The sequence below is a fragment of the Stagnihabitans sp. genome (assembly GCF_964946895.1).
Genome location: NZ_CBBQHX010000015.1, coordinates 77,208 through 98,033, shown reverse-complemented (window position 1 = coordinate 98,033; position 20,826 = coordinate 77,208). Strand labels below are relative to the sequence as shown.

Here is a 20,826-nt window from a genome sequence, read left to right as displayed (position 1 = left end):
GTCAGCTTCTCACGTAGAAGAACGTCCGGGCCTGGTACAAGGTGCCGTTCTGCGCATGGGCCACGATTTGCAGCATCCACTTGCCCACCGGCAGGCTGTTGGCCGAGACATAGGCGCCGTCGGCCCCTTGTGTCATCACAGGGTGCTGGTCATCCGCGGCTTCAGTCGGGCGGCCGACCAGCACGTCGATGTCTTTCAGGGTCACCGGCTTGCCATCGGCATCGCTGAACTCCAGCCGCAACTGGTCCTTGGCATGATCGTAGCCCTGTTTCAGATGCCAGTGCAGCGCCTCTTGCGCGGATTTCTCCTGATCGAAGGTCTGCGAAGCGACATAGCTGTCATCCACCTCAAGCCCCGGAAAGGTCGAGACGGCCTGATACGCCAGCCCGATGTTGACTGCGATGATCACGCCAAAGAAGCTGCAGGTCAAAGCCAGCATGTGCCAGCCGGTGAACGGGCGGACGGGTTTTTCTTCCAGGGTCTTGGTTGCGCTGGTCATCTCAATCATCCTTGCCATTGAAGACAGTGTCTTTGTAGACGCGTTCGGCTTTCGGGGTTTCGGGGCCTTGGGCGTCACTGATCCACAGGCGCAGCGGCATGTGGTGGGCGGTTGCGGCAATGGTATCTGCCTTGGCCGTCACGAACAGCTTCTGTTCCAGCGTCTCGTTGGCCTTGACCAGCACGCGCAGGTCCTCGGTGCCTTCCAGTGCCAGCGTGACATCGCCGCCGGCCGTGGCCGAGAAGGTGAACCAGCGGTCCTCGCCATGCTTGTTGCGCAGGCGCATGTCGAAGGTGTTGCGGATCGAGCCATCAGCCAGAATGACGAAAGGCGGATTGCGGACGGGCGAGATCGACACATCCAAATTGGCGCGCAGGAACAGGGCGACCGTCAGGCCAACGCCGATCCCGGCCCACAGAACGGTGTACAGGATCGTGCGCGGGCGGAAGATGTGGCGCCAGATCGAGATGTCTTGCTTGCCCGCCTTTTCGAGTGGCTCGTCGGTCAGCGCCAGGTAGCCGATCAGTCCGCGCGGCTTGCCGATCTTGTCCATCATGCTGTCACAGGCGTCGATGCACAGGCCGCAGGTGATGCAGGCCAGCTGCTGGCCGTTGCGGATGTCGATGCCCATCGGGCAGACGTTCACACAGGCCATGCAGTCGATGCAATCGCCGTTGCCGGCCACGGTCTGCTTGCCACGCGGCTCGCCGCGCCAGCTGCGATAGCCGATGGTGATGGTGTCTTCATCCATCATCGCGGCCTGAATACGCGGCCACGGGCAGGCATAGATGCAGATCTGTTCGCGGGCGAAGCCACCGAAGAAGAAGGTGGTGAAGGTCAGCACCGCCATGGTGATATAAGCCACCGGGCTTGCCGTGCCGTGGAGCAGGTTCTGCGCCAGGGTCGGCGCGTCGGTGAAATAGAAGACCCAGGCGCCGCCCGTGGCCAGACCGATCAGAAGCCAGATGGTCCATTTGACGGTGCGCTTCCAGATCTTCTCCAGATTGACCGACTGACGATGCAAACGGATGCGGGCGTTGCGGTCGCCTTCAACCCACCGCTCGACCAGAATGTACAGATCCGTCCAGACGGTTTGCGGACAAGCATAGCCACACCAGACCCGCCCCGCGGCCGAGGTGAACAGAAACAGCCCAAGCCCGGCCATGATCAACAGGCCCGCGACGAAGTAGAATTCGTTCGGCCATATTTCGATGACGAAGAAGAAGAAGCGGCGGTTGGCCAGATCCAGCAGCACCGCCTGATCAGGCATCTGCGGACCCCGGTCCCAGCGAATCAACGGGGTAAGATAATAGACACCCAGCATGACGGCCATCAGCCACCATTTGAGCGTGCGGAACGTGCCCTTCACCCGACGGGGGAATATGGGTTCGCGGGCCGCATAAAGTTTCGGTTCTTCAGTCGTGGACATTGATTCATTCCTGTTCGCCCTTCTGCTTCTGCACTGCAGCAAGCCGGGGCGCCTTGACTTAGGTCAAGCCTAGCATGGATTGGTCATTTGCCAGAAAAAACGGGGCGTGGCACATGGCCAGCCCCGTAAAGGTCAGGTCGGGAAAGAAGCAACCCGTCGCGCAGGGTTGGGAAGAAAAGAAGCACCGGCACCCCAGGAACCGCGCGAACAGGAGGGTGCCGGTGCCCATGACGCCCGAGGCTGTCGCAAGGACAGTGGCCCGGACGCCATAGCTCGGTGTTACTCGCCACCGCCGAGGCTGTGCACATAGACAGCCACGGCGCGGATTTGGTCTTCGCTCAGGCGCGGCTTGCTGCCGGCGGGGGCGAAGCCCCAGCTGGGCATGACACCCCCGCGACCATGCAGGACGGTTTGGGTCAGCGTGGCCTCGTCGCCGCCGTACAGCCAAATGGCGTCCGTCAGGTTCGGAGCCCCCATGTCACGGTTGCCCTTGCCGTCGGGATTATGGCAGGCCGCGCAGTTGTCGGTGAATATTTGCGCACCGGCGGTGGCCTTGGCGTCATCTGCCTTCTGGCCCGAAAGCTTCAGGACATAGTTGACAACCTGACCAACTTGCTCGTCCGTCAGCTTGGCGGTGGCAACGTCAGCCAAGGCGCCCGTGGCCTTGTCCGACCAGGCCGGCATGTAGATGCCCACGTTGCGCGCATCGGGGTCAACCGTGTTGCGGACACCATGCGTGATCGTGGCGTGAATCGCGTCAATCGTCCCACCATAGAGCCAGTCGTTGTCCAGCAGGTTCGGATAGCCCTTGCCCTGCACACCCGCAGCCCCTGCCCCGTGGCACGGCGCGCAGTTGTTGGCGAAGATCGACTTGCCGGCCTCCATCGCATAGGCCTTGAGGTTTGCATCACCTTCGATGGCGGTCAGGTCGGCGGCCACCAGCTTGGCTTTGATCGGCGCGTTCAGATCGTCAAACGCCTTGATGTCTTTCTCGACATCGGCCCGGGTCGACCAGCCCAGGACACCGGGTGTGGCGCCATGGATCATCGGCCAAGCCGGATACAGAACGGTGTATCCGATGGCGAAGACGATCGTGAGGTAGAAGATCCAGACCCACCACCGCGGCAGCGGGTTGTTCAGCTCTTCAATTCCATCCCAGGAGTGGCCGGTGGTGCCGACTTTGTCCTTGGGGTCTTCCTTGATTGGCTTGGCACACATCGCTCAGGCCTCCTTCGAAGGTCCGGGCACGGGCCCGGGTTTTTTGTCATTCTGGAAGATCAGGTTGGCCGCATCCTGATGGATCAGCTTGCTGCCGGGCCGGAAGGCCCAGGCGGCTGCGCCCACGAAGAACACGGTCAATGCCAGAAGCGCCCAACTGTCGGCCATCTGACGCAGGAATGTGTAAAGTTCCATGTTCCCCCCTTACCGCGACGCATCGGGCGTGAAGGTCGAGAAGTCGACCAGCGTGCCCAACATTTGCAGATAGGCCACCAGAGCATCCATCTCGGTCAGGCCGGATTGGCCGTCGAAGTTGGCGACGGTCACCTTGTTGCCATAGCGCTTGATCAGGCCGCTGCTGTCGCCATCCGGATTGGCTTGCGCCGCGAAGTCCGCCTTGGCGTTGGTGATGTCGTCATCCGTGTAGGGCACGCCGACCATGCGATGGGTCTTCATTTCGTCCGCGATATATTGCGGATCAATCGGCGTGGTGGCCAGGAAGGCGTATTTCGGCATCACGGATTCCGGCACGATCGCTTCGGGGTTCGACAGGTGGTCAACTTGCCACGAGTTCGAGTACTTGCCGCCGACGCGCGCCAGATCCGGCCCGGTCCGCTTGGATCCCCACTGGAACGGGTGGTCGTATTCCGACTCCGCCGCCAGCGAGTAGTGGCCATAGCGTTCAACCTCGTCCCGCATGGGGCGGATCATCTGGCTGTGACAGACATAGCACCCTTCACGGATGTAGATGTCACGCCCAGCCAGTTCCAGGGGTGTATAGGGCCGCATGCCCTGCACGTTCTCGATGGTGTTTTGCAGGTAGAACAGCGGTACGATCTGCACCAGACCGCCAATCGTCACGACCAGGAAGGACAGCACCAGAAGCAGGGTGGCGTTCTTTTCGATGATCTTGTGTTTGTCGAGAAAAGCCATGTTCCCAGCTCCTTATTCAGCCGGGACGCCGGCGTAGGCAGCGGCCCTTTGGGGCTGTGCACGCACCGTCATCCAGAGATTGTAGACCATGATCAGCGCGCCGGTCAGGTACATCGCCCCACCCAGTCCGCGAACCACATTCATCGGGAACTTGGCAGCCACCGTGTCGGCGAAGGCGTTCACCAGGAACCCGTTCGCATCCACTTCGCGCCACATCAGGCCTTCCATGATGCCCGATACCCACATCGAGGCCGCGTAAAGCACGATCCCGATCGTCGCCAGCCAGAAGTGCCAGCTGACCAGCTTGAGGCTGTACAACGTCTCGCGGTTCCACAGGCGGGGCGTCAGGAAGTAAAGCACCGAGAAGGTGATCATCCCGTTCCAGCCCAAGGCGCCCGAGTGCACGTGGCCGATGGTCCAGTCCGTATAGTGGCTCAGCGAGTTGACTTCCTTGATCGACATGACCGGACCTTCAAAGGTCGACATGCCGTAGAAGCCGATGGCAATCACCATCATCCGCACGACCGGATCCGTGCGCAGCTTGTCCCAGGCGCCCGACAGGGTCATCAGGCCGTTGATCATGCCACCCCACGACGGCATCCACAGCATGACAGAGAAGACCATGCCCAGCGTCGAAGCCCAATCTGGAAGCGCGGTGTAGTGCAGGTGGTGCGGACCAGCCCAGATATACAGGAAGATCAGCGCCCAGAAGTGGATGATCGACAGCTTGTAGCTGTAGACCGGACGTTCGACCTGCTTGGGCACGAAGTAGTACATCATGCCCAGGAAGCCTGCCGTCAGGAAGAAGCCCACGGCATTGTGGCCATACCACCACTGCACCATGGCGTCCTGCACGCCCGAGTAGACCGGCACCGACAAAGAGCCCAGGATCGAAACCGGGATGGCTGCGTTGTTCACAAGGTGCAGCATGGCCACCGTCACGATCATCGACAGGTAGAACCAGTTGGCCACGTAGATGTGCGGTTCACGACGCTTGACCAGCGTCCCGATGAAGACCAGCAGGAAGGCAACCCAGACCACGGTGATCCACAAGTCGATGTACCAGACGGTCTCGGCATATTCCTTGCCCTCGGTGCCGCCCAGAACGTAGGAAGACGCCGCCAGCACGATCATCAGCTGCCAGCCCCAGAACACGAACCAGCCCAGATTGCCGCCCCACAGCCGCGCGGCGCTGGTGCGCTGCACGACATAGAACGCGCTCATGATCAACGCGTTGCCCCCGAAGGCGAAGATCACCGCCGAGGTGTGCAAGGGCCGCAACCGGCCGAAGTTCAGGATGCCATCGGTGTAGTTGCCCAGGTCGAGCGACGGAAATGCCAGTTGGGAGGCGATGACGACCCCCACCAGAAAGCCCACAACACCCCAGAACGAAGTCGCAATGACCCCGGCCCGGATCACCCCGTCCTGATATTCGTTGGGGTTGGTCGTCTTGTCTTCGCCGACATGGCGCAACACATAGATGAAGGTGATCGTCGCAGCGATCGCCACTTCTATGGCGTTGACCATATAGGGAAGATCATGCGCATAATTGGCGGCGATGGCGGCAAGAAGCCCCACTGCCGCCAGCACGATCAATTTGGCGTAGTCCCACATTTTTCTTGTCCCTTCGTCCCTTGACCTCAATCGTTGTGCGACTCGACGCACCCCGAACAAGGTTTCTGACGGGTCTGGTTTTGCAGGTGCAGCGAGCCGACGCCTTGATCCATATCAACAGCACGTGATGAGCCGGATGATCCGGATCAATGCGCCACAGGGTGTGGACTGACATGGTAAGACATTCCCGAACTTCGGAGGCGAAGATGAGCTACAAATCCATACTGACCATCGTGACGAACCCCGCCACGGCCGAGGCCTCGATCCTCGCGGCGGCGCAATTGGCGATGGGCTTTGATGCGCATCTGGATGTGCTGGCCCTTGGGGTGGATCAGACGCAGGTGGGCTATTCCTACATTGGTGCTGGCGCAGTCCTGACCGAATTCTCGCTGGAACGCGCCGAGGCGGACGCCCGCGCAGCGGCCGATGCGGCAACCAAGGCCCTGTCAGAGGTGGATCCGGGCCTGCGCTTCAGCGTTGAAACCGTGGTGGCCGAAATGGGCAGCCTGACAGCGGTCGTGGGCAACGCGGCCAGCTTTGTCGATCTGGTGGTGCAGAACCGCCCCTACAGCGGCGGCCAGGGCTATCAGTCCGAGGCCGTGATCGAGGCCGCGCTGTTCGAAGGTCGCGCCCCGGTGCTGATCATCCCCGAAACGCTTCTGGGCAAGACTGACAAGTTGAAAAGCCTGCCAAATCCGCGCCGCATCCTGTTGGCATGGAACCAAAGCACCGAGGCGCTGGCCGCCGTCAAGCGCGCCTTGCCGTTGCTGAAACGCGCCGATCTGGTCGATGTGACCGTGGTTGATCCGCCGGCCCGCGGACCGGAACGGTCCGATCCGGGTGGACTTTTGTGCCAATACCTCGTCCGGCATGGCGTCAAGGCGCAGGTCTCGGTTCTGGCCAAGACCATGCCGAAGATTTCCGAGGTGCTGGCCCGGCATGCCCTGGAAGAGGGCTGCGATCTGATGGTCATGGGTGCCTATGGCCACTCGCGCCTGCGCGAAGCGGTTCTGGGAGGGGCGACGCGGGCCGCGCTGGAGAACGCGGTCATCCCGGTGCTGATGGCCCATTGACCTCAGGCCATTGTCGACTGAATGGCGCGGACCGCAAGGTTCGCGCCCTTTGCGTTGCGTTCAGGCCACCGGCGTCCAGATCACATCGTCGATCCGGGGCGCATGGGTGGCCAGCATGACAAGGCGGTCAAATCCCAAGGCAATCCCAGACGCTGCAGGCATATGGGCCAGCGCAGCAAGGAAATCCTCGTCCAAGGGATAGCGCTCGCCATAGACGCGCTCCTTTTCGTCCATCTCGGCCTGAAACCTCAGGCGTTGCTCCTCCGGGTTGGTCAGTTCGCCAAAACCGTTCGCCAGTTCAACGCCGCAGGCATAAAGCTCGAACCGCTCTGCCAGGCGCGCGTCATCCGGGGCCCGCCGCGCCAGGGCTGCTTCGGCGGCAGGGTAGCGGTCCAGGATCGTCGGACGTCCCAGCCCCAGGTGCGGCTCCACCTGCGCCACCAGCACGCGGGACAGAAGATCGGACCAGGTATCATCTTCCGCCACCCTCAAGCCGAGGGCCGGAAGCTGGGCGGCCAGTGCTGACCGATCCGTCGCACCATCGGGATGGAGCGTGGCAAGAAGATCGACCCCGGCATAGCGGGCCAAGGCCTCTACCAGGCCCAAGCGCTCTGGTTCGGCAAAAGGGTCGCAGATCAGATCACGGTGTCGCAGGTCCGTGGTCCCGGCGGCTTGGCAGGCCATTTGCATCAGATCCACGGCATCCTGCATCAACTGCGTGTAGTCCTCGCCCACGCGGTACCATTCCAGCATAGTGAACTCGGGCGAGTGGCGGACCCCGCGTTCGCGGTTGCGCCAGACATGCGTCAAGGCAAAGATTCGCGGCTCACCAGCCGCCAACAATTTCTTCATGGCGAATTCAGGTGAGGTGTGCAGATACATCGTGCGCGGTTCCCCATCGTTGCCGATGGCTTGGGTGACAAAGCCGTGCAGATGCGCCTCGTTGCCAGGGCTGATCTGCAGGGCGGCGGGGTCGATTTCCAGAAACTCCCGCGCGGCAAACCATTGGCGCAGACCGGATTGAATCCGGTTGCGGGCCAGAAGGGCGGGCCTGCGGTCGGTGTGACGGTCCCGCGCCCACCACGGCGCCCGATGCTGCGATTGGTTCATGCTGCTTCTCTCTGGCGATTTGCGGAAAATAGGGGTAAAGGCTGCGCCGATACGGCCTCTCCTTAGCGACCGGGGCCCAGGGAAACAAGGAATCCGTCACGTGAAGGTCATCGCATCCTCGCTCCGCAAGGGCAACATCGTCGAGTTGGACAACAAGCTTTATGTCGTCCTGAAGGCCGAAAGCTACCACCCCGGCAAAGGCACGCCGACGACTTCAGTCGACATGCGCCGCATTTCCGACGGTGTGAAGGTGGCCGAACGCTGGCGCACGACCGAGATGGTCGAGAAGGCCACTGTGGATGAGCGGGAATACGACTTCCTTTATGAAGACTCGGAAGGCTTCCACTTCATGGAACCGCTGAGCTACGATCAGATCACCGTGTCCGAAGAGGTCGTGGGCGAAGGCAAGGTTTTCCTGGGTGAGGGCGTGAAAGCCTACGTCCAGACCTTCGACGGTGTCGCCATCGCGATCACCCTGCCGCAAAAGGCCGTGGTGGAAATTGCCGAAACTGAACCGGTGACCAAGGGCCAGACCGCCTCCTCGTCCTACAAGCCCGCGATCTGCACGAACGGCCTTCGCGTGCTGGTGCCGCCGCATATTGGCGCCGGCACCAAGATCATCATCAACACCGAAGATTTCACCTATCAGGAACGCGCCAAGGACTGATACTTCTGTTCCGGATGAACAAAAGCCGGGGGCATCGAGCCCCCGGCTTTTGTGTTTTCACGGACGGCCGTGAAACGATTGCCTGCTGCAACGCTCCCGGGGCCAGCCCCGGACCCTGGAGTATTTCGCAAGGAGCAAATGCAAGAGATGCGCCCCGATCGGCGGCGGCACAGCTATTTTCTGCACGGCCCACCAATCGGCGCGACTTGCTCCTTGCCGCCATCGGGACTCCTCCCTGTACGGCACAAGCCAAGCTATAGATGCTAGGTTAAGAACTCGTTACCCGGCCCCATTTGCTCCTTTGAAAATACTCTCGGGGGGCGCGGGGGGCAGACGGCCCCCCGCCGTGGGACGGGAGACCGGGTAGGTGGAGGGGTGTCAGGCGGTTAGTTTCACTTCGCCCGTCACCGGCAGGAAGGCCGCGGCATTCGGGGCGAGGATCAGGCTGTTGCCCTTCAGCGCAGCGCCCAGCGACACGGCCGCGGGGGCCCCGACGCCTTCGGCGGTGAGGGTTTGGGGAGCTGGCGACAGGTTGAAGACGCAAAGTACCGCGTCGCCGTCAGCTTCGCGGGTGAAGGCGAGCAGGGGTTCGGGCAGGTCGTGGAAGACGGTCTTGCCTTCAAGCAGGGCATTGGAGGCTTTGCGGAAGGCCAACAACCCACGGTACGTCTCCAGCACGGAGCCGGCCACGCCCTTTTGGCTGGCCACATTGCGCGCCAGTTGCGGGGCTTTGACCGGCAGCCAGGGCTTACCGGTGCTGAAGCCGCCATTGGGCGAGGCATCCCAGACCATCGGCGTGCGGGTGTTGTCGCGGCCGATGGGTTCAGGCCAGAAGTTGATGCCTTGCGGATCGGTCAGTTCCTCAAGATCAAGCTGGGTGTCGGTCTGGCCGATTTCCTCGCCCTCCCAGAGGCAGATCGAGCCCTGGAAGCTCAGCAACAGGGCGCCGGCCTGCTTGGCCAAGGCGTCTTGGCTCACCCCATGTTTCGCCCAACGGGTGGCGTGGCGCACCACATCGTGGTTGGAAAACGCCCACATCGGCCAGCCGTTCGGAGCGCCGGTGAAGAAATCGGATATCCGGCTGCGGAAGAAGGCGGCGGAATAGTCGTAGCCCATCATCTCGAAGGAATAGCACTGGTGCAGGCGACCCGGCGCCGTGTATTGGCCCATCATGGCGATGGCGTGGTGCGCCTCGCCCATTTCGCCCACGGTGGAGGTGCCGGGGTAGTCGTCCATCACGCGGCGGATGCGCTCCATCCAGCCAAGGTTCTCGGGCTGGTTCTTGGAGAAGATGTGGTACTGCATGCCATAGGGGTTGCCCTCGGGCTCGGCCTTCACCCGGTAGTCGGCGGGGTCGTTGCGCAGCAGGGCGTCCTTGTAGAAGTAGTTCACCGTGTCGAAGCGGAAGCCATCGACACCGCGGTCCAGCCAGAAGCGCAGGACGCCTTCCATGTACTCGACCACGTCAGGATTGCGGAAATTCAGTTCTGGCTGTTCCACCAGGAACGAGTGCATGTAGTATTGCTTGCGCCGCGCATCCCATTGCCACGCCGGGCCACCGAAGACGGAGAGCCAATTGTTCGGCGGGGTGCCGTCGTGGTTGGGGTCTTCCCAGATGAACCAGTCGGCCTTCGGGTTGGTGCGGTCCTTGCGGCTTTCGGCAAAGAAGGGGTGCTTGTCCGAGCAGTGGTTCAGCACCTGGTCGATGATGACCTTCAGGCCCAAATCATGCGCCCGCGCCACGAGGGCGTCGAAATCCGCCAGCGTGCCGAAGACCGGGTCGACGTTCTTGTAGTCGGACACATCATAGCCCATGTCCTTCATCGGCGAGGTGAAGATGGGCGAAAGCCAGACCGCGTCGCAGCCCAGATCGGCGATATGGTCCAGCCGCCGGGTGATGCCCGGCAGGTCACCCACGCCGTCGCCGTTGTCGTCCTGAAACGACCGGGGATAGACCTGATAGGTCACCGAGCCGCGCCACCATTCCGCCATGTCCATCTCCCCTAATCCGGATTCGGACATAGCATAAGGCGGCGCGTCGGGTGATTCAAACCGCTTTCAGACCGGGAAAATATGCGTCTGCGCCGGATCGAAAGTCAGCCCCAACTCCGCGCCGATCGGGAAGACGGCATCGCGCGCCAGCGCGGCGATCAGTCGGTTGCCATCGCCCATGGTCAGCTCCACCACCGTCTCGGCACCCAGCCGCTCCGTCAGGGCGACACGGCCATGGAGCATGCCGCCCGCCTCGACCGGGGTCAGGTATTGCGGTCGTATGCCCAGCTTGGCCTTGCCGCCGACCGTGTAGCCCGGGGTCTTTGCGGCGATTTCCACCGGGTCGAGGGCGGCGTTGGAAACGAGGATCCTGTTGCCGCTGACGCCCTTCACGTCGACATCGAGGAAGTTCATCGAGGGCGAGCCGAGGAAGCCCGCCACGAACAGGTTGGCCGGGCTGTGGTACAGTTCCATGGGCGAACCGATCTGCTGCACAAGGCCGTCCTTCAGGACGACGATCTTGTCGGCCAGGGTCATCGCCTCGACCTGATCGTGGGTCACGTAGATCATCGTCGCGCCAAGCTGTTGGTGCAGCTTTCCAATCTCCAGTCGCATGTCCATGCGCAGCGCGGCGTCGAGGTTCGAGAGCGGTTCGTCGAACAGGAAAACCTGCGGTTTCCTGACAATCGCCCGACCGATCGCGACGCGCTGACGCTGACCGCCGGACAGCTGGCTGGGGCGGCGCTCCAGCAGATGTTCCATCTGCAGGATGCGGGCGGCCTCGGCGACCTTTTCGTCTTTCTCGGTCTTGGAGGCGCCGGCGATGGTCAGGCCAAAGGCCACGTTCTCGCGCACGGTCATGTGCGGGAAGATGGCGTAGCTTTGGAAGACCATGGCAACGCCGCGATCCTTGGGCGGCAACTCATTCACCCGTTTGCCGCCAATGGTCAGATCGCCCGAGGTGATATCCTCCAGCCCGGCAATCATCCGCAGCAGGGTGGATTTGCCGCAGCCCGAGGGGCCGACGAAGACGACAAACTCGCCGTCGTCGATGTCGATATCCACGCCCTTGATGACATGGGCGGTGCCGTAGCTTTTCTTGAGGCCCTTCAGGGTGATGGCGGCCATTTTCTACTCCGCGGCTTTGGCTAGGGGTTGAACGTGCAGTAGGCCATCGGGGCCGATGACGACGGGTTCGGGATCCATGACATAGCCGCCGAACTTGTCCTTGCCACCGTCGGCGAAACCAAGGATCACCAGACCCTCGGGCGTTTCGACGATGCGGGCGGCGTAGCGCTGGCAGGGCTCGGCGCCGTCAAAGAACGGGCCGGGGGCGAGCCGCCAAGGGCCGCGCGGATGGTCGGCGATGAGGTAGTGGTTGCCGGTGACCGGGCTTTCGGGGTTGGTGCGGCGATATTGTTCCGACCACTGGTGGCCAGAGGTGCAGAAGAGACAGTACCAGTTGTCGCCCCGCTTGAAGACCTGCGGCACCTCAAGTTGGCCCATGCCGCCGGTGAAGACGGGCGGACGCAGGGTCCAGGTGTAAAGGTCGGGCGAGGTGGCAAAGCCGATGGCGCCGCCGGCGTTGGGTTCCGGGATGCCGGGGGCCCGGGCGGTGAAGTACATCAACCAGCCGTCCGAGTCCGGGTCCTTCATCACCCAAGGGTCGCGCATGGCGCGGTCGTGCCAATGGCCGACCATGTGGTCTTTCTCGTAAGTGTCGGCATTGGGGCCAGTGATGTCGAGAGCAAGCCCATCACCCACACGCTGCCACGAATGCAGGTCGGTGGAGGTGGCGTGGCCGATGCGCTGATACAGCGATTTCTCGGCCAAGGTCGTGCCCGTGTAGAACAGGTGCCAATGGCCCTTGCCATCCTGCACCACCGAGCCGGTCCAGGTCGTGCTGTCATCCCAGGCCGGACCGTTCTTTTGCGGCGCGAACATGGTGCCCAGATGCGTCCAGTTCACCAGATCTTTCGAGGTCGCGTGGCCTTGGGTCACGTTCAGGTGGCGCAAATCAGGGTCGATCAGGCTGGTGGAGGCTTGCAGGAAGAAGCCGTGGTAGGTGTCGCCCTCTTTGGCGTACCAGCTGTCCCAGATCCATTTTCCGTCGATTGCGATGACCATGTGCGGGTTCCTTCTCCGACGGCCGGGGGCGCTGCCCCCGGACCCCCGGGATATTTGTGAACAGATGAATTGGGGGAAGGGGTCAGCCCTTCACGCCCGTTGATGCGATGGAGGCGATGAAGGCCTTTTGCAGGTAGAGGTAGAAGGCCAGAACCGGCAGGGTGATCATGCTGAGGTAGGCCATGACTTCACCCCAGACGACGTTGAGCTGGAAGAAGTATTGCAGGCCGACCATGACTGGGCGGTAGCCTTCCTCTTGCACGACCATCAGGGGCCAGAGGTACTGGTTGTACATGGCGAGGAACTTCAGGATCGCCGCCGTGGCCAAAACCGGGCCGGCCAGCGGCATCACGATGCGGCGGTAGATGGCGAACCAGCTGGCACCTTCGACGCGGGCGGCCTCGATCAGCTCTCCGGGCAGGTCTTTGAAGTATTGCACGAAAAGGTAGATCGTCAGGCCGTCGGCGATGAAGGGGATGATCTGGACATGATAGCTGTTCAGCCAGCCCCAGGTCAGCCCATCCATCCCGATCCACGGCAGCTTGGAGGCGATCAGCAGCAGTGGAATCGCGATGGTCTCGAACGGGACGATCAGGGTGGCGAGGATGATCGACAGGACCAGGTCACGGCCCTTCCAGTTCACGAAGACGAAGACGAAGGCGGCGGAGGAGCAGACCAACAGCGACAGCACCACCGTCACCCCGGTCACGATCACCGAATTCAGGATGAACAAACCAACCGGCGCCCGTTTGAAGGCGGCGGAGTAGTTGTTGAAGGAAATATCCCCCACCGGCAGGAAGGCCTTCAGGCTGGAGGTGTCCGCCAGCAGTTGCGCATCCGGCTTCAGCGAGGAGATCAGCATGAAGACCAGGGGGAAGATGAAGATGATGGCGATCAGGGTAAGAACCGCATAGCGCACCACCAGCCGCAGCCCGTGATTGTCAGAGGTTATCGTTGCCATCACACCTTCTCCCGCGTGAGCCAGCGTTGGATGAGCGATACCGACAGGACGATCACGAACAGGATGACCGAGATGGCGGAACCGCCCGAGATGTCCTGCTTGCCATAGCCGCGCTGGATGGCCTGGAAGACGATGGTCTGCGTGCTGTCCAAAGGTCCGCCCTTGGTCATCACGTCAATCTGCGCGAACAACCCGAAAGCTTGCATGGTGATCACCACCAGCACCAGAACGGCTGTGTTCCTGAGGCCCGGCCAGGTGATGTAGCGGAAGGTCTGCCACTTCGACGACCCCTCGATCGCCGCCGCCTCATAAAGCGTGGGCGAGATGGTTTGCAGGCCGGACAGCCAGATCACCATATGAAAACCCACCGCCTGCCAGACCGACATCGCAATGATGGCACCCAGCGAGGTTGAAGCGTTGCCCAGCCAGTCGATATGCGGAATCGCGCCGAAGCTGATCGCACTCAGCATGTTGTTCAACAGGCCCGATTGCCCGTCATAGATGAACCGCCACAAGAGCGAGACCACGACGATGGAAACCACGACCGGCATGAAATAGATCGTGCGGAACACATTGATGCCCCGCAGCCTTTGGTTGATCAGCAGCGCCAGACCAAGGGCCAGACCGCCCTGCACCGGGGCCACGACGATCACGAAGATGAAGGTGTTGATGATGGCCTTGATGAAGACCACATCGCGGGCCAGCACAAATGTCCGCCCCTCCCCCGAGGCGAAGGAGAACAGCTCTCGCATGCCATCCAGCTGCGGATAATCCTTGTTGTGGCGGGTATAGCTGCGCAATTCGGGCAGCTTGGGCTGGCCAGCGTCATCCAGCGTCACTTGACCGGCGTCATCCTTGACCGGGTCAAGATGCAGAACGCCCATGCCCAGAAGCTGGCTGTAATTGTCCAGCCCGGTGAATTCGGTCGGGTTGGGGGAGACAAGGCGCTGGTTGGTGAAGGACAGCGCAATTGCCGAGACGAAGGGCAGGATCACGAAGCAGAAGATCAGGAAGGCGGCAGGTCCTGCCATCAGCCATCCGGTTCCGTTCGATCTGGTGAATTTCGATGCCATCGCGGCCTCACTTTGGAAGCTGGAGGAGGGGGAAGCGGGTGGGGTTGGGGGCGGCGCGAACCGCCCCCGAAAGGTCACCCGAGGGGGGAGCAGCCCCCGGGTACCGTCGTTAGTGGGCGGCGTAGCCCTTGTTCTTGGCGATGTCAGCGTTGATTTCGTCGACAGCGGCGTCCAACGTGGCAGCCACGTCGGCACCGGCGGCGATATCGGTCGCGGCCTTCTCGAACACTTTGGATTCAACGACATAGCCCGGGGTGACCGGACGGACGAGGCCTTCCTTGTTCGAATAGTCGAAGAACACGGCCATCGGGCCGCCCGCTTTATAGTTGTCGACATTGGCGGCGGCAGTGGTCGTCGCCGGGATCAGGCCGATGCCGTTGGAGAAGTCAGCCAGATACTTGTCCTGCAGCGCAAACTCGATGAACTTGGACGCGCCATCGGGGTGGGCCGACTTGGCCGACACGCCGAACTGCCAGGACGCCGCACCAATCTTCGGGCCCTTGCCGAAGTCCGGCGCCGGCAGGAATACGGTGTCGGAATAGGCCTTCAGGGTGCCCAAAGCCGCCCAGTTGCCGTTCCACGAGAAGGCATACTCGCCCGTGTTGAACCCATTGTCGCGGTCAGCCGGATCTTGGGTGGCTTGCGCATAGCCGTCCTTGAACAGGTGCTGCCACCACTTGCCCCAAGCCTGTGCCGCGTCGCCGTTCAAAGCGCCCTCGGCCGTAGAATAGGAGGAACGGTCGATGATGTCGCCGCCGAACGATTGCAGGAAGGGCGAGAAGGCGTAGGGATACCATTCGCCTTTCCACGCCGTCCCAAGGTCAAGCGCGAACTTGAACTTGCCCGAATCCTTGGCTGCCTTCAGCGCGGCTTCGAACTCGTCACCGGTCCACGGCTTGTCCAGCGTGGGCGTACGCAGCTTCAGTTCGTCCAGGATCGACTTGCGCGACACCAGCGAGATGGCAGCGTCCCACAGGCCGATGGAATAGAGCTTGCCATTGTAGACGCCCTTGGTGCCGGGCAGGAAGTTGGCGATCTTGCTTTCGTCGATCTGCAGGGGCTGCATGAAGCCCGACCAGGCCCAGTTCGGCATGTTCGGCCCGTCGACGTCCAGAATGTCGGGCAGGTTGCCGGCCAGCGCACCCGCAGTGACGCTGTCATTGTAGGCGGCTTGCGGGAAGGATTGCAGCTCGACCTTCCAGTCGGTCTGGCTGGCATTGAAGTCGGTGATGATCTGGTTGATGATCTTGCTTTCGACCTCGTTGCCCGCGCCATGGTACCACATGGTCAGGGTTTCGGTGGCCGAGGCGATGCCGCCCCAGCCGATCAGTGCGATGGTCGCGACGGACCACTTGAGATGTTTCATGGGTCACTCCTCCTTGACGGATTTCAGTTGAGATACGTTTGCGGGCCGCAGTTCTGTGACTGAATCCCGCCAGTAGACCGGCCCCGCAACCAGCGTGGGGCCTTTGTCTTCCCGGGTTTCCCCGGAAATCAGCGCCATCAGACGCTGCGCTGCGCGCACGCCCATGGCGGTATAGGGAAGGTCCACCGTGGTGAGCGGCGGATACAGCGTCTCGGCGATGACACGGTAATTGTCGTATCCAGCGACCGAAACCTCGGTCGGCACCTTGCGACCCATCGAGCGCAGGATGCCATAGACGCGCAATGCCATCTTGTCGTTGCCACAGCAAAAGACGGTCGGCGGGTGGGCCATGCGCAGCATGCGGTCGATCGCCTCCCACAGCAATTGGGTTTCCCCCTCGCGCCCCTCAAGATCGCAATTCTCGACCAGCGCCGCATCATAGGCGATGCCAGCCTCGGTGAGCGCGGACCGATAGCCGTCACGGCGCAGCGGTCCGGCGGCGATTTCGGGCCGCAGGGTCAGATAGCCGATCCGGCGATGGCCCGCCGCGATCAGTCTGGCCACCAGATCATGCTGGCCGCGCCGGTCATCGGGCAGAATGGCGGGCGTGCCGCGATCATCAAAGCAATTGGCCAGCACCATCGGCGTCCCATCGGAAATCACGGGAAGCGAAACCTTCTGGTGATACTCGGCCACGCAGATCAGCCCCTCCACCCGATGCCGCAGGAAGGTGTCGATCAGCGGCGCGGCCTTCTCCACCACGCCGCCGGTATCGGCGATCATCAGCGTCATGCCGGAATTGGCGAGGGATTTCTGGATGCCCTGCACGATGAATAGTTCCGGCAGGCCCGCCGGCTGGTTCGGCTCTGGTGACATCGAGATGGCGCCGGTGATCAGCCCGATCAGCCCCGACCTTTGGCTGCGCATCATCCTTGCGGCGTTGGACGGCACATAATCCAGTTGCGCCATCGCCGACTCAACCGCCTCGCGCGTGGCTTTTCCCACCGGGGCGTCGCCGTTCAGCACACGGCTGACCGTTTTGGCCGAGACGCCCGCAATGCGAGCGACATCGTAAATCGTAGCCATCTCCCCCCCTCGGCGCCATGGCGCCCGACATGTTCGGTTATGACACCGGTGTCATGTCATCGGTGTCATAGAGGAATCCGCGGCGATTCGTCAACAGTTTCGTGAATGGTAGAGGTCAGGGCGAAACCGGGTTTACCCCGCCTCCTGGCTTTTGACGCCCCTTAACACCTCTTTCATTCGTGTTTAACGCCGGTCCCTCCTAGCCTGAACCGGCGCAACCGAAGGACTGCGCTGCATTTTTGAAATGGAGACTGTCATGACTCGTTTCGTCGTCGATCTGGGCGATGTTGCCCTGTCCAAGGAAGCTCAGGCGGCGCTCAACGCCGATATCCAGAAGGTCGCTCTGAGCCACATCGCCAACCTGCACACCGAAAAGCCCTATGTCCTGCGCTTCCCGCGCGACTGGTGGGGCTTCATCCTGCGGCAGGATTTCGAGGCGCTGCTGGAGGGCGAAAAAGCGCTCGGCCGTGGCCTGCTGCAAACCGCAGGTCGCATGTGATGGGATCGGGCGGCACACCCCCCGCCGCCCGGTCTGACCAATACGCCTGCCCGTCGGCCCCCGCAGAACCGGGCGCCGGACTGCTGGGTGTGCTGGGGCCGGACGGACGCATCGCCAACCTGCGGCTTCTGATGCAGGTCGACGCAGAATTTCTTCAGGCCGCAAGGGCCAAAGGCGCACCCGAGGCACGGATGCGCTTCACCAGCCCTTGTCAAACCAAAGGCTGCAGCCAGTGGACAGGCCACAGCTGCGGCGTGATCGAACGCGTGATGAGTTCCATGGCAGAACAGGGCATTGCTCCCCAACAGGCCCTGCAACCCTGCCCCATCCGCGCCACCTGCCGCTGGTACGACCAAGCCGGTCCCGAGGCTTGCATCGCCTGCGCGCTGGTGATCACCGATACGCGCGAGGCCGCCTGAAGAAACGGGGCGGCCGTCATCCCCCGGCCGCCCCAACCTTTATTCAATGCAAATGGGGTGCAGGTCCCGCCGCCCCCATTTGCTCCTTTGGAAATACTCCACGGGGGTCCGGGGGTGTGAAACCCCCGGACGCCAGCCAAGATTTCAGCCGTCGATCCGGATGCGCGCGTTGGAAGGATCGAACGGACTGTCCTCCACCACCACCGCATCCCAAAGCTCGCGGTTGATCCGCACCTTCAGCCTGGTTCCCACGTCCGCCAGATCCGGCCGCACATAGCCCATGCCGATCTGTTTGCCGAAGGCCACCGAATAGCCACCCGAGGTCAGACGGCCAATCTTCTCGCCATTCAGCAGCAGCGCTTCCTTGCCCCAAGGATCGGTGTCCGAAGGCCCGTCGATCAGAAGGGTGCAGCACTTGGACCGCACCCCGATGGCCAACATGGCCTCCTTGCCCTGGAAGTCCTTCTTCAGGTCCACAAACCGGTCCAAAGCTGCCTCCAAAGGCGATGCATCACGTCCCAGCTCGTTGCCAAACGCCCGGTAGGATTTCTCCTGCCGCAGCCAGTTCTGCGCCCGTGCGCCGACCAGCTTCATCCCATGCTTCTCACCGGCCTTCAGCAGTTGCTCCCAAAGGTAGCGTTGCATCTCGATCGGGTGATGCAGTTCCCAGCCGAGTTCGCCGGTGTAAGCCACGCGGATCGCATTAACCGGGCACATCCCCAACTCGATCTTGCGGGCCGATAGCCAGGGGAAGCGCTTGTTTGACAAGGCGGTTTCCGGCTCGGCATCCTTGATCAGTTCCGCCAGGATCTTGCGCGAATTCGGTCCGGCCAGCGCAAAGACCCCCCACTGTGTCGTCACGTCATGGATGTCGATATAGCCGCCACCCTTGCCCATGAAGTCCTCGGCGCACTTCTTCAGGTAATCGGCGTCGTAGGCCGTCCAGGCCCCGGCGCTGACCAGATAGTAGTCATTCTCGCCATTGCGAACGATCGTATATTCCGTCCGCGTCGTCCCTTGCGGCGTCAGCGCATAGGTCAGGTTGATGCGGCCAACCTTCGGCAGCGTGTTGCAGGTGAACCAATCGAGGAACGCCGTCGCCCCCGGTCCGCGCACGATGTGCTTGGTGAAGGCGGTGGCATCGATCAACCCGGCCGTCTCGCGGATCGCCTTGGCCTCGTCCACCGCATACTGCCACCAGGCCCCGCGTCGGAAGCTGCGCGCGTTGTGGTCGAAATCTGCCGGCGCATCCTTCGGCCCGTAATAAATCGGCCGCTCCCAGCCATTCACCTGACCGAACTGCGCCCCCAAAGCCTTCTGACGGTCATAGACCGGCGCGGTGCGCAGCGGGCGGCAAGCTTCACGCTCTTCATCGGGGTGGTGCAGGATGAAGACGTGGTTGTAGCACTCCTCATTCTTGCGCGCCGCGTATTCGGTGGTCATCCAAGACCCGTAACGCTTGGGGTCCAAGGAAGCCATGTCGATCTCGGCCTCCCCATTGACCATCATTTGCGCAAGGTAATAACCGGTGCCGCCCGCCGCCGTGATGCCGAACGAGAAGCCCTCCGCCAGCCACATGTTGCGCAAACCCGGAGCAGGCCCGACCAGCGGGTTGCCATCCGGCGTGTAGCAGATCGGGCCGTTGTAATCGTCCTTCAGCCCCACGGTTTCCGACGACGGCAACCGGTGGATCATCGACATGTATTCCGCTTCGATCCGCTCCAGATCCAAGGGGAACAGGTCAGCCCGGAAGGCCTCCGGCACATCATACAGGAACCGCGCCGGGGCGTTCATCTCATAGGGCCCCAGAATCCAGCCGCCACGCTCCTCGCGGACATACCACTTGGCATCCGCATCGCGCAGGACCGGGTGCTGCGGATGGGTCTTGCGATATTCCACCAGCATCGGGTCCGGTTCGGTCACGATATACTGGTGTTCCACCGGGATTGCCGGGATCTTGATGCCCAGAAGTTTCGCCGTGCGCTGCGCATGGTTGCCCGTCGCGGTGACGACATGTTCTGCGTGAATCTCGAACTTCTCGTCCGAGGGCACCAGCCGCCCGCCCACTTCATGCATCCGCGTGGCCGAGACGATCCACTCAGACCCGGTCCAGCGATAGCCATCGACCTGAATCTTCCGCTCGATCGTGGCACCCAACTGCCGCGCGCCTTTGGCCATGGCCTGCGTCACGTCAGCCGGGTTGATGTAGCCATCCTGCGGGTGGTAAAGGGCACCGATCAGATCATCGGTCCGCACCAGCGGCCAGCGGTCCTTGATCTCTTTCGGGCTGAGGAATTCGTGGTACACGCCCGCGGTTTCAGCCACCGACGAATACAGCATGTATTCGTCCATCCGCTCTTGGCGCTGCGCCATCCGCAGGTTTCCGACGACATAGAAGCCCGGATTCAAGCCCGTCTCAGCCTCCAGCCCCTTGTAGAAATCGACCGAGTATTTGTGGATATGGGTGGTGGCGTAGCCCATGTTGAACAAGGGCAGCAGCCCCGCCGCATGCCAGGTCGAACCCGAGGTCAGCTCGTCCCGCTCCACCAGCATGGTATCCCAGCCGGCTTTGGCAAGGTGATAGGCAATGCCGTTGCCTACGGCGCCGCCGCCGACGACCAGCGCTTTGACGTGAGTTTTCATGGGGACCGACTCCGCAAATAGGTTTGGCCCCTTATGTGCCGCATCCGGCCCCAAACGGGCAATACGCCCCGACACTTGTTGGCCGAAAACGACATGATGCGCGAAATGCGGCAGAGC

19 protein-coding genes are annotated in these 20,826 nt (G+C 62.2%); 4 read left to right on the top strand and 15 right to left on the bottom strand.

The genetic code is table 11. From position 1 onward, the window contains the following. Position 1 precedes the first annotated feature (1 nt). The 6 genes from AC1Y2B_RS11945 to ccoN all read right to left on the bottom strand — a co-directional run bounded on the left by AC1Y2B_RS11945 (position 2) and on the right by ccoN (position 5,693). A complete protein-coding gene (locus AC1Y2B_RS11945; RefSeq protein WP_482253315.1) occupies positions 2 to 499 on the bottom strand; it encodes a FixH family protein in 498 nt (165 codons plus the stop codon). 1 nt (position 500) lies between these two features. Continuing rightward, positions 501 to 1,928: a cytochrome c oxidase accessory protein CcoG gene (gene ccoG, locus AC1Y2B_RS11940; protein WP_482253314.1), complete on the bottom strand. Its 1,428-nt coding sequence runs from the start codon at positions 1,926 to 1,928 to the stop codon at positions 501 to 503. Positions 1,929 to 2,207: 279 nt separating this feature from the next. Next, complete coding sequence (gene ccoP / locus AC1Y2B_RS11935; RefSeq protein ID WP_482253313.1) at positions 2,208 to 3,146, bottom strand: cytochrome-c oxidase, cbb3-type subunit III; 939 nt, start codon at positions 3,144 to 3,146, stop codon at positions 2,208 to 2,210. 3 nt (positions 3,147 to 3,149) lie between these two features. Beyond that, positions 3,150 to 3,341: a cbb3-type cytochrome c oxidase subunit 3 gene (locus AC1Y2B_RS11930; RefSeq protein WP_482253312.1), complete on the bottom strand. Its 192-nt coding sequence runs from the start codon at positions 3,339 to 3,341 to the stop codon at positions 3,150 to 3,152. A gap of 9 nt (positions 3,342 to 3,350) precedes the next feature. After that, positions 3,351 to 4,079, bottom strand: coding sequence for a cytochrome-c oxidase, cbb3-type subunit II (ccoO, locus tag AC1Y2B_RS11925; protein ID WP_482253311.1), 729 nt, complete (start codon positions 4,077 to 4,079; stop codon positions 3,351 to 3,353). A 12-nt stretch (positions 4,080 to 4,091) separates the two neighbouring features. Then, positions 4,092 to 5,693, bottom strand: a complete 1,602-nt coding sequence (gene ccoN, locus AC1Y2B_RS11920) for a cytochrome-c oxidase, cbb3-type subunit I (protein WP_482253310.1) — start codon at positions 5,691 to 5,693, stop codon at positions 4,092 to 4,094. Positions 5,694 to 5,899: 206 nt separating this feature from the next. Here ccoN and AC1Y2B_RS11915 point away from each other — a divergent pair, with 206 nt between their 5' ends. Beyond that, positions 5,900 to 6,766: a universal stress protein gene (locus AC1Y2B_RS11915; protein WP_482253309.1), complete on the top strand. Its 867-nt coding sequence runs from the start codon at positions 5,900 to 5,902 to the stop codon at positions 6,764 to 6,766. 60 nt (positions 6,767 to 6,826) lie between these two features. Here the strand turns inward: AC1Y2B_RS11915 and epmA are convergent, their stop codons facing one another. After that, entirely contained in the window at positions 6,827 to 7,876 is a 1,050-nt protein-coding gene (epmA, locus tag AC1Y2B_RS11910) for an EF-P lysine aminoacylase EpmA (RefSeq protein WP_482253308.1), read from the bottom strand. A gap of 100 nt (positions 7,877 to 7,976) precedes the next feature. Here epmA and efp point away from each other — a divergent pair, with 100 nt between their 5' ends. After that, positions 7,977 to 8,543 carry an elongation factor P gene (gene efp / locus AC1Y2B_RS11905; protein ID WP_482253307.1) on the top strand — a complete coding sequence of 189 codons (567 nt, stop codon included), beginning with the start codon at positions 7,977 to 7,979 and terminating at the stop codon, positions 8,541 to 8,543. A 378-nt stretch (positions 8,544 to 8,921) separates the two neighbouring features. Here the strand turns inward: efp and AC1Y2B_RS11900 are convergent, their stop codons facing one another. From AC1Y2B_RS11900 to AC1Y2B_RS11870, 7 genes are all read right to left on the bottom strand, one after another. Continuing rightward, positions 8,922 to 10,535, bottom strand: coding sequence for an alpha-amylase family glycosyl hydrolase (locus AC1Y2B_RS11900; RefSeq protein ID WP_482253306.1), 1,614 nt, complete (start codon positions 10,533 to 10,535; stop codon positions 8,922 to 8,924). Between the two features lie 66 nt (positions 10,536 to 10,601). Further along, entirely contained in the window at positions 10,602 to 11,663 is a 1,062-nt protein-coding gene (locus AC1Y2B_RS11895; RefSeq protein WP_482253305.1) for an ABC transporter ATP-binding protein, read from the bottom strand. 3 nt (positions 11,664 to 11,666) lie between these two features. After that, positions 11,667 to 12,662 carry a levansucrase gene (locus AC1Y2B_RS11890; protein ID WP_482253304.1) on the bottom strand — a complete coding sequence of 332 codons (996 nt, stop codon included), beginning with the start codon at positions 12,660 to 12,662 and terminating at the stop codon, positions 11,667 to 11,669. A gap of 82 nt (positions 12,663 to 12,744) precedes the next feature. Then, positions 12,745 to 13,623 carry a carbohydrate ABC transporter permease gene (locus AC1Y2B_RS11885; protein WP_482253303.1) on the bottom strand — a complete coding sequence of 293 codons (879 nt, stop codon included), beginning with the start codon at positions 13,621 to 13,623 and terminating at the stop codon, positions 12,745 to 12,747. Beyond that, positions 13,623 to 14,696 (bottom strand): carbohydrate ABC transporter permease, encoded by a 1,074-nt coding sequence (locus AC1Y2B_RS11880; RefSeq protein ID WP_482253302.1) that lies wholly within the window; start codon positions 14,694 to 14,696, stop codon positions 13,623 to 13,625. Before AC1Y2B_RS11880 ends, AC1Y2B_RS11885 begins: the two co-directional genes overlap by 1 nt. 109 nt (positions 14,697 to 14,805) lie before the next feature. Then, positions 14,806 to 16,062, bottom strand: a complete 1,257-nt coding sequence (locus AC1Y2B_RS11875) for a sugar ABC transporter substrate-binding protein (protein WP_482253301.1) — start codon at positions 16,060 to 16,062, stop codon at positions 14,806 to 14,808. Positions 16,063 to 16,065: 3 nt separating this feature from the next. Beyond that, positions 16,066 to 17,148, bottom strand: coding sequence for a LacI family DNA-binding transcriptional regulator (locus AC1Y2B_RS11870; RefSeq protein WP_482253300.1), 1,083 nt, complete (start codon positions 17,146 to 17,148; stop codon positions 16,066 to 16,068). Between the two features lie 256 nt (positions 17,149 to 17,404). Here AC1Y2B_RS11870 and AC1Y2B_RS11865 point away from each other — a divergent pair, with 256 nt between their 5' ends. Then, the gene (locus AC1Y2B_RS11865) at positions 17,405 to 17,647 is read left to right on the top strand and encodes a hypothetical protein (RefSeq protein ID WP_482253299.1); all 243 of its coding nucleotides are present in this window, start codon (positions 17,405 to 17,407) and stop codon (positions 17,645 to 17,647) included. After that, entirely contained in the window at positions 17,647 to 18,066 is a 420-nt protein-coding gene (locus AC1Y2B_RS11860; protein WP_482253298.1) for a hypothetical protein, read from the top strand. The genes AC1Y2B_RS11865 and AC1Y2B_RS11860 overlap by 1 nt, the downstream gene beginning before the upstream one ends. Positions 18,067 to 18,210: 144 nt before the next feature. Here the strand turns inward: AC1Y2B_RS11860 and AC1Y2B_RS11855 are convergent, their stop codons facing one another. Continuing rightward, positions 18,211 to 20,709 carry a GcvT family protein gene (locus AC1Y2B_RS11855; protein WP_482253297.1) on the bottom strand — a complete coding sequence of 833 codons (2,499 nt, stop codon included), beginning with the start codon at positions 20,707 to 20,709 and terminating at the stop codon, positions 18,211 to 18,213. Positions 20,710 to 20,826 lie beyond the last annotated feature (117 nt).

Excerpts from the sequence above, each read along its gene's own strand:
- AC1Y2B_RS11945 (WP_482253315.1), bottom strand. The coding sequence starts at position 499 with ATGACCAGCGCAACCAAGACCCTGGAAGAAAAACCCGTCCGCCCGTTC.
- ccoG (WP_482253314.1), bottom strand. The coding sequence starts at position 1,928 with ATGTCCACGACTGAAGAACCGAAACTTTATGCGGCCCGCGAACCCATA.
- ccoP (WP_482253313.1), bottom strand. The coding sequence starts at position 3,146 with ATGTGTGCCAAGCCAATCAAGGAAGACCCCAAGGACAAAGTCGGCACC.
- AC1Y2B_RS11930 (WP_482253312.1), bottom strand. The coding sequence starts at position 3,341 with ATGGAACTTTACACATTCCTGCGTCAGATGGCCGACAGTTGGGCGCTT.
- ccoO (WP_482253311.1), bottom strand. The coding sequence starts at position 4,079 with ATGGCTTTTCTCGACAAACACAAGATCATCGAAAAGAACGCCACCCTG.
- ccoN (WP_482253310.1), bottom strand. The coding sequence starts at position 5,693 with ATGTGGGACTACGCCAAATTGATCGTGCTGGCGGCAGTGGGGCTTCTT.
- AC1Y2B_RS11915 (WP_482253309.1), top strand. The coding sequence starts at position 5,900 with ATGAGCTACAAATCCATACTGACCATCGTGACGAACCCCGCCACGGCC.
- epmA (WP_482253308.1), bottom strand. The coding sequence starts at position 7,876 with ATGAACCAATCGCAGCATCGGGCGCCGTGGTGGGCGCGGGACCGTCAC.
- AC1Y2B_RS11900 (WP_482253306.1), bottom strand. The coding sequence starts at position 10,535 with ATGGCGGAATGGTGGCGCGGCTCGGTGACCTATCAGGTCTATCCCCGG.
- AC1Y2B_RS11895 (WP_482253305.1), bottom strand. The coding sequence starts at position 11,663 with ATGGCCGCCATCACCCTGAAGGGCCTCAAGAAAAGCTACGGCACCGCC.
- AC1Y2B_RS11890 (WP_482253304.1), bottom strand. The coding sequence starts at position 12,662 with ATGGTCATCGCAATCGACGGAAAATGGATCTGGGACAGCTGGTACGCC.
- AC1Y2B_RS11885 (WP_482253303.1), bottom strand. The coding sequence starts at position 13,623 with ATGGCAACGATAACCTCTGACAATCACGGGCTGCGGCTGGTGGTGCGC.
- AC1Y2B_RS11880 (WP_482253302.1), bottom strand. The coding sequence starts at position 14,696 with ATGGCATCGAAATTCACCAGATCGAACGGAACCGGATGGCTGATGGCA.
- AC1Y2B_RS11875 (WP_482253301.1), bottom strand. The coding sequence starts at position 16,062 with ATGAAACATCTCAAGTGGTCCGTCGCGACCATCGCACTGATCGGCTGG.
- AC1Y2B_RS11870 (WP_482253300.1), bottom strand. The coding sequence starts at position 17,148 with ATGGCTACGATTTACGATGTCGCTCGCATTGCGGGCGTCTCGGCCAAA.
- AC1Y2B_RS11865 (WP_482253299.1), top strand. The coding sequence starts at position 17,405 with ATGACTCGTTTCGTCGTCGATCTGGGCGATGTTGCCCTGTCCAAGGAA.
- AC1Y2B_RS11860 (WP_482253298.1), top strand. The coding sequence starts at position 17,647 with ATGGGATCGGGCGGCACACCCCCCGCCGCCCGGTCTGACCAATACGCC.
- AC1Y2B_RS11855 (WP_482253297.1), bottom strand. The coding sequence starts at position 20,709 with ATGAAAACTCACGTCAAAGCGCTGGTCGTCGGCGGCGGCGCCGTAGGC.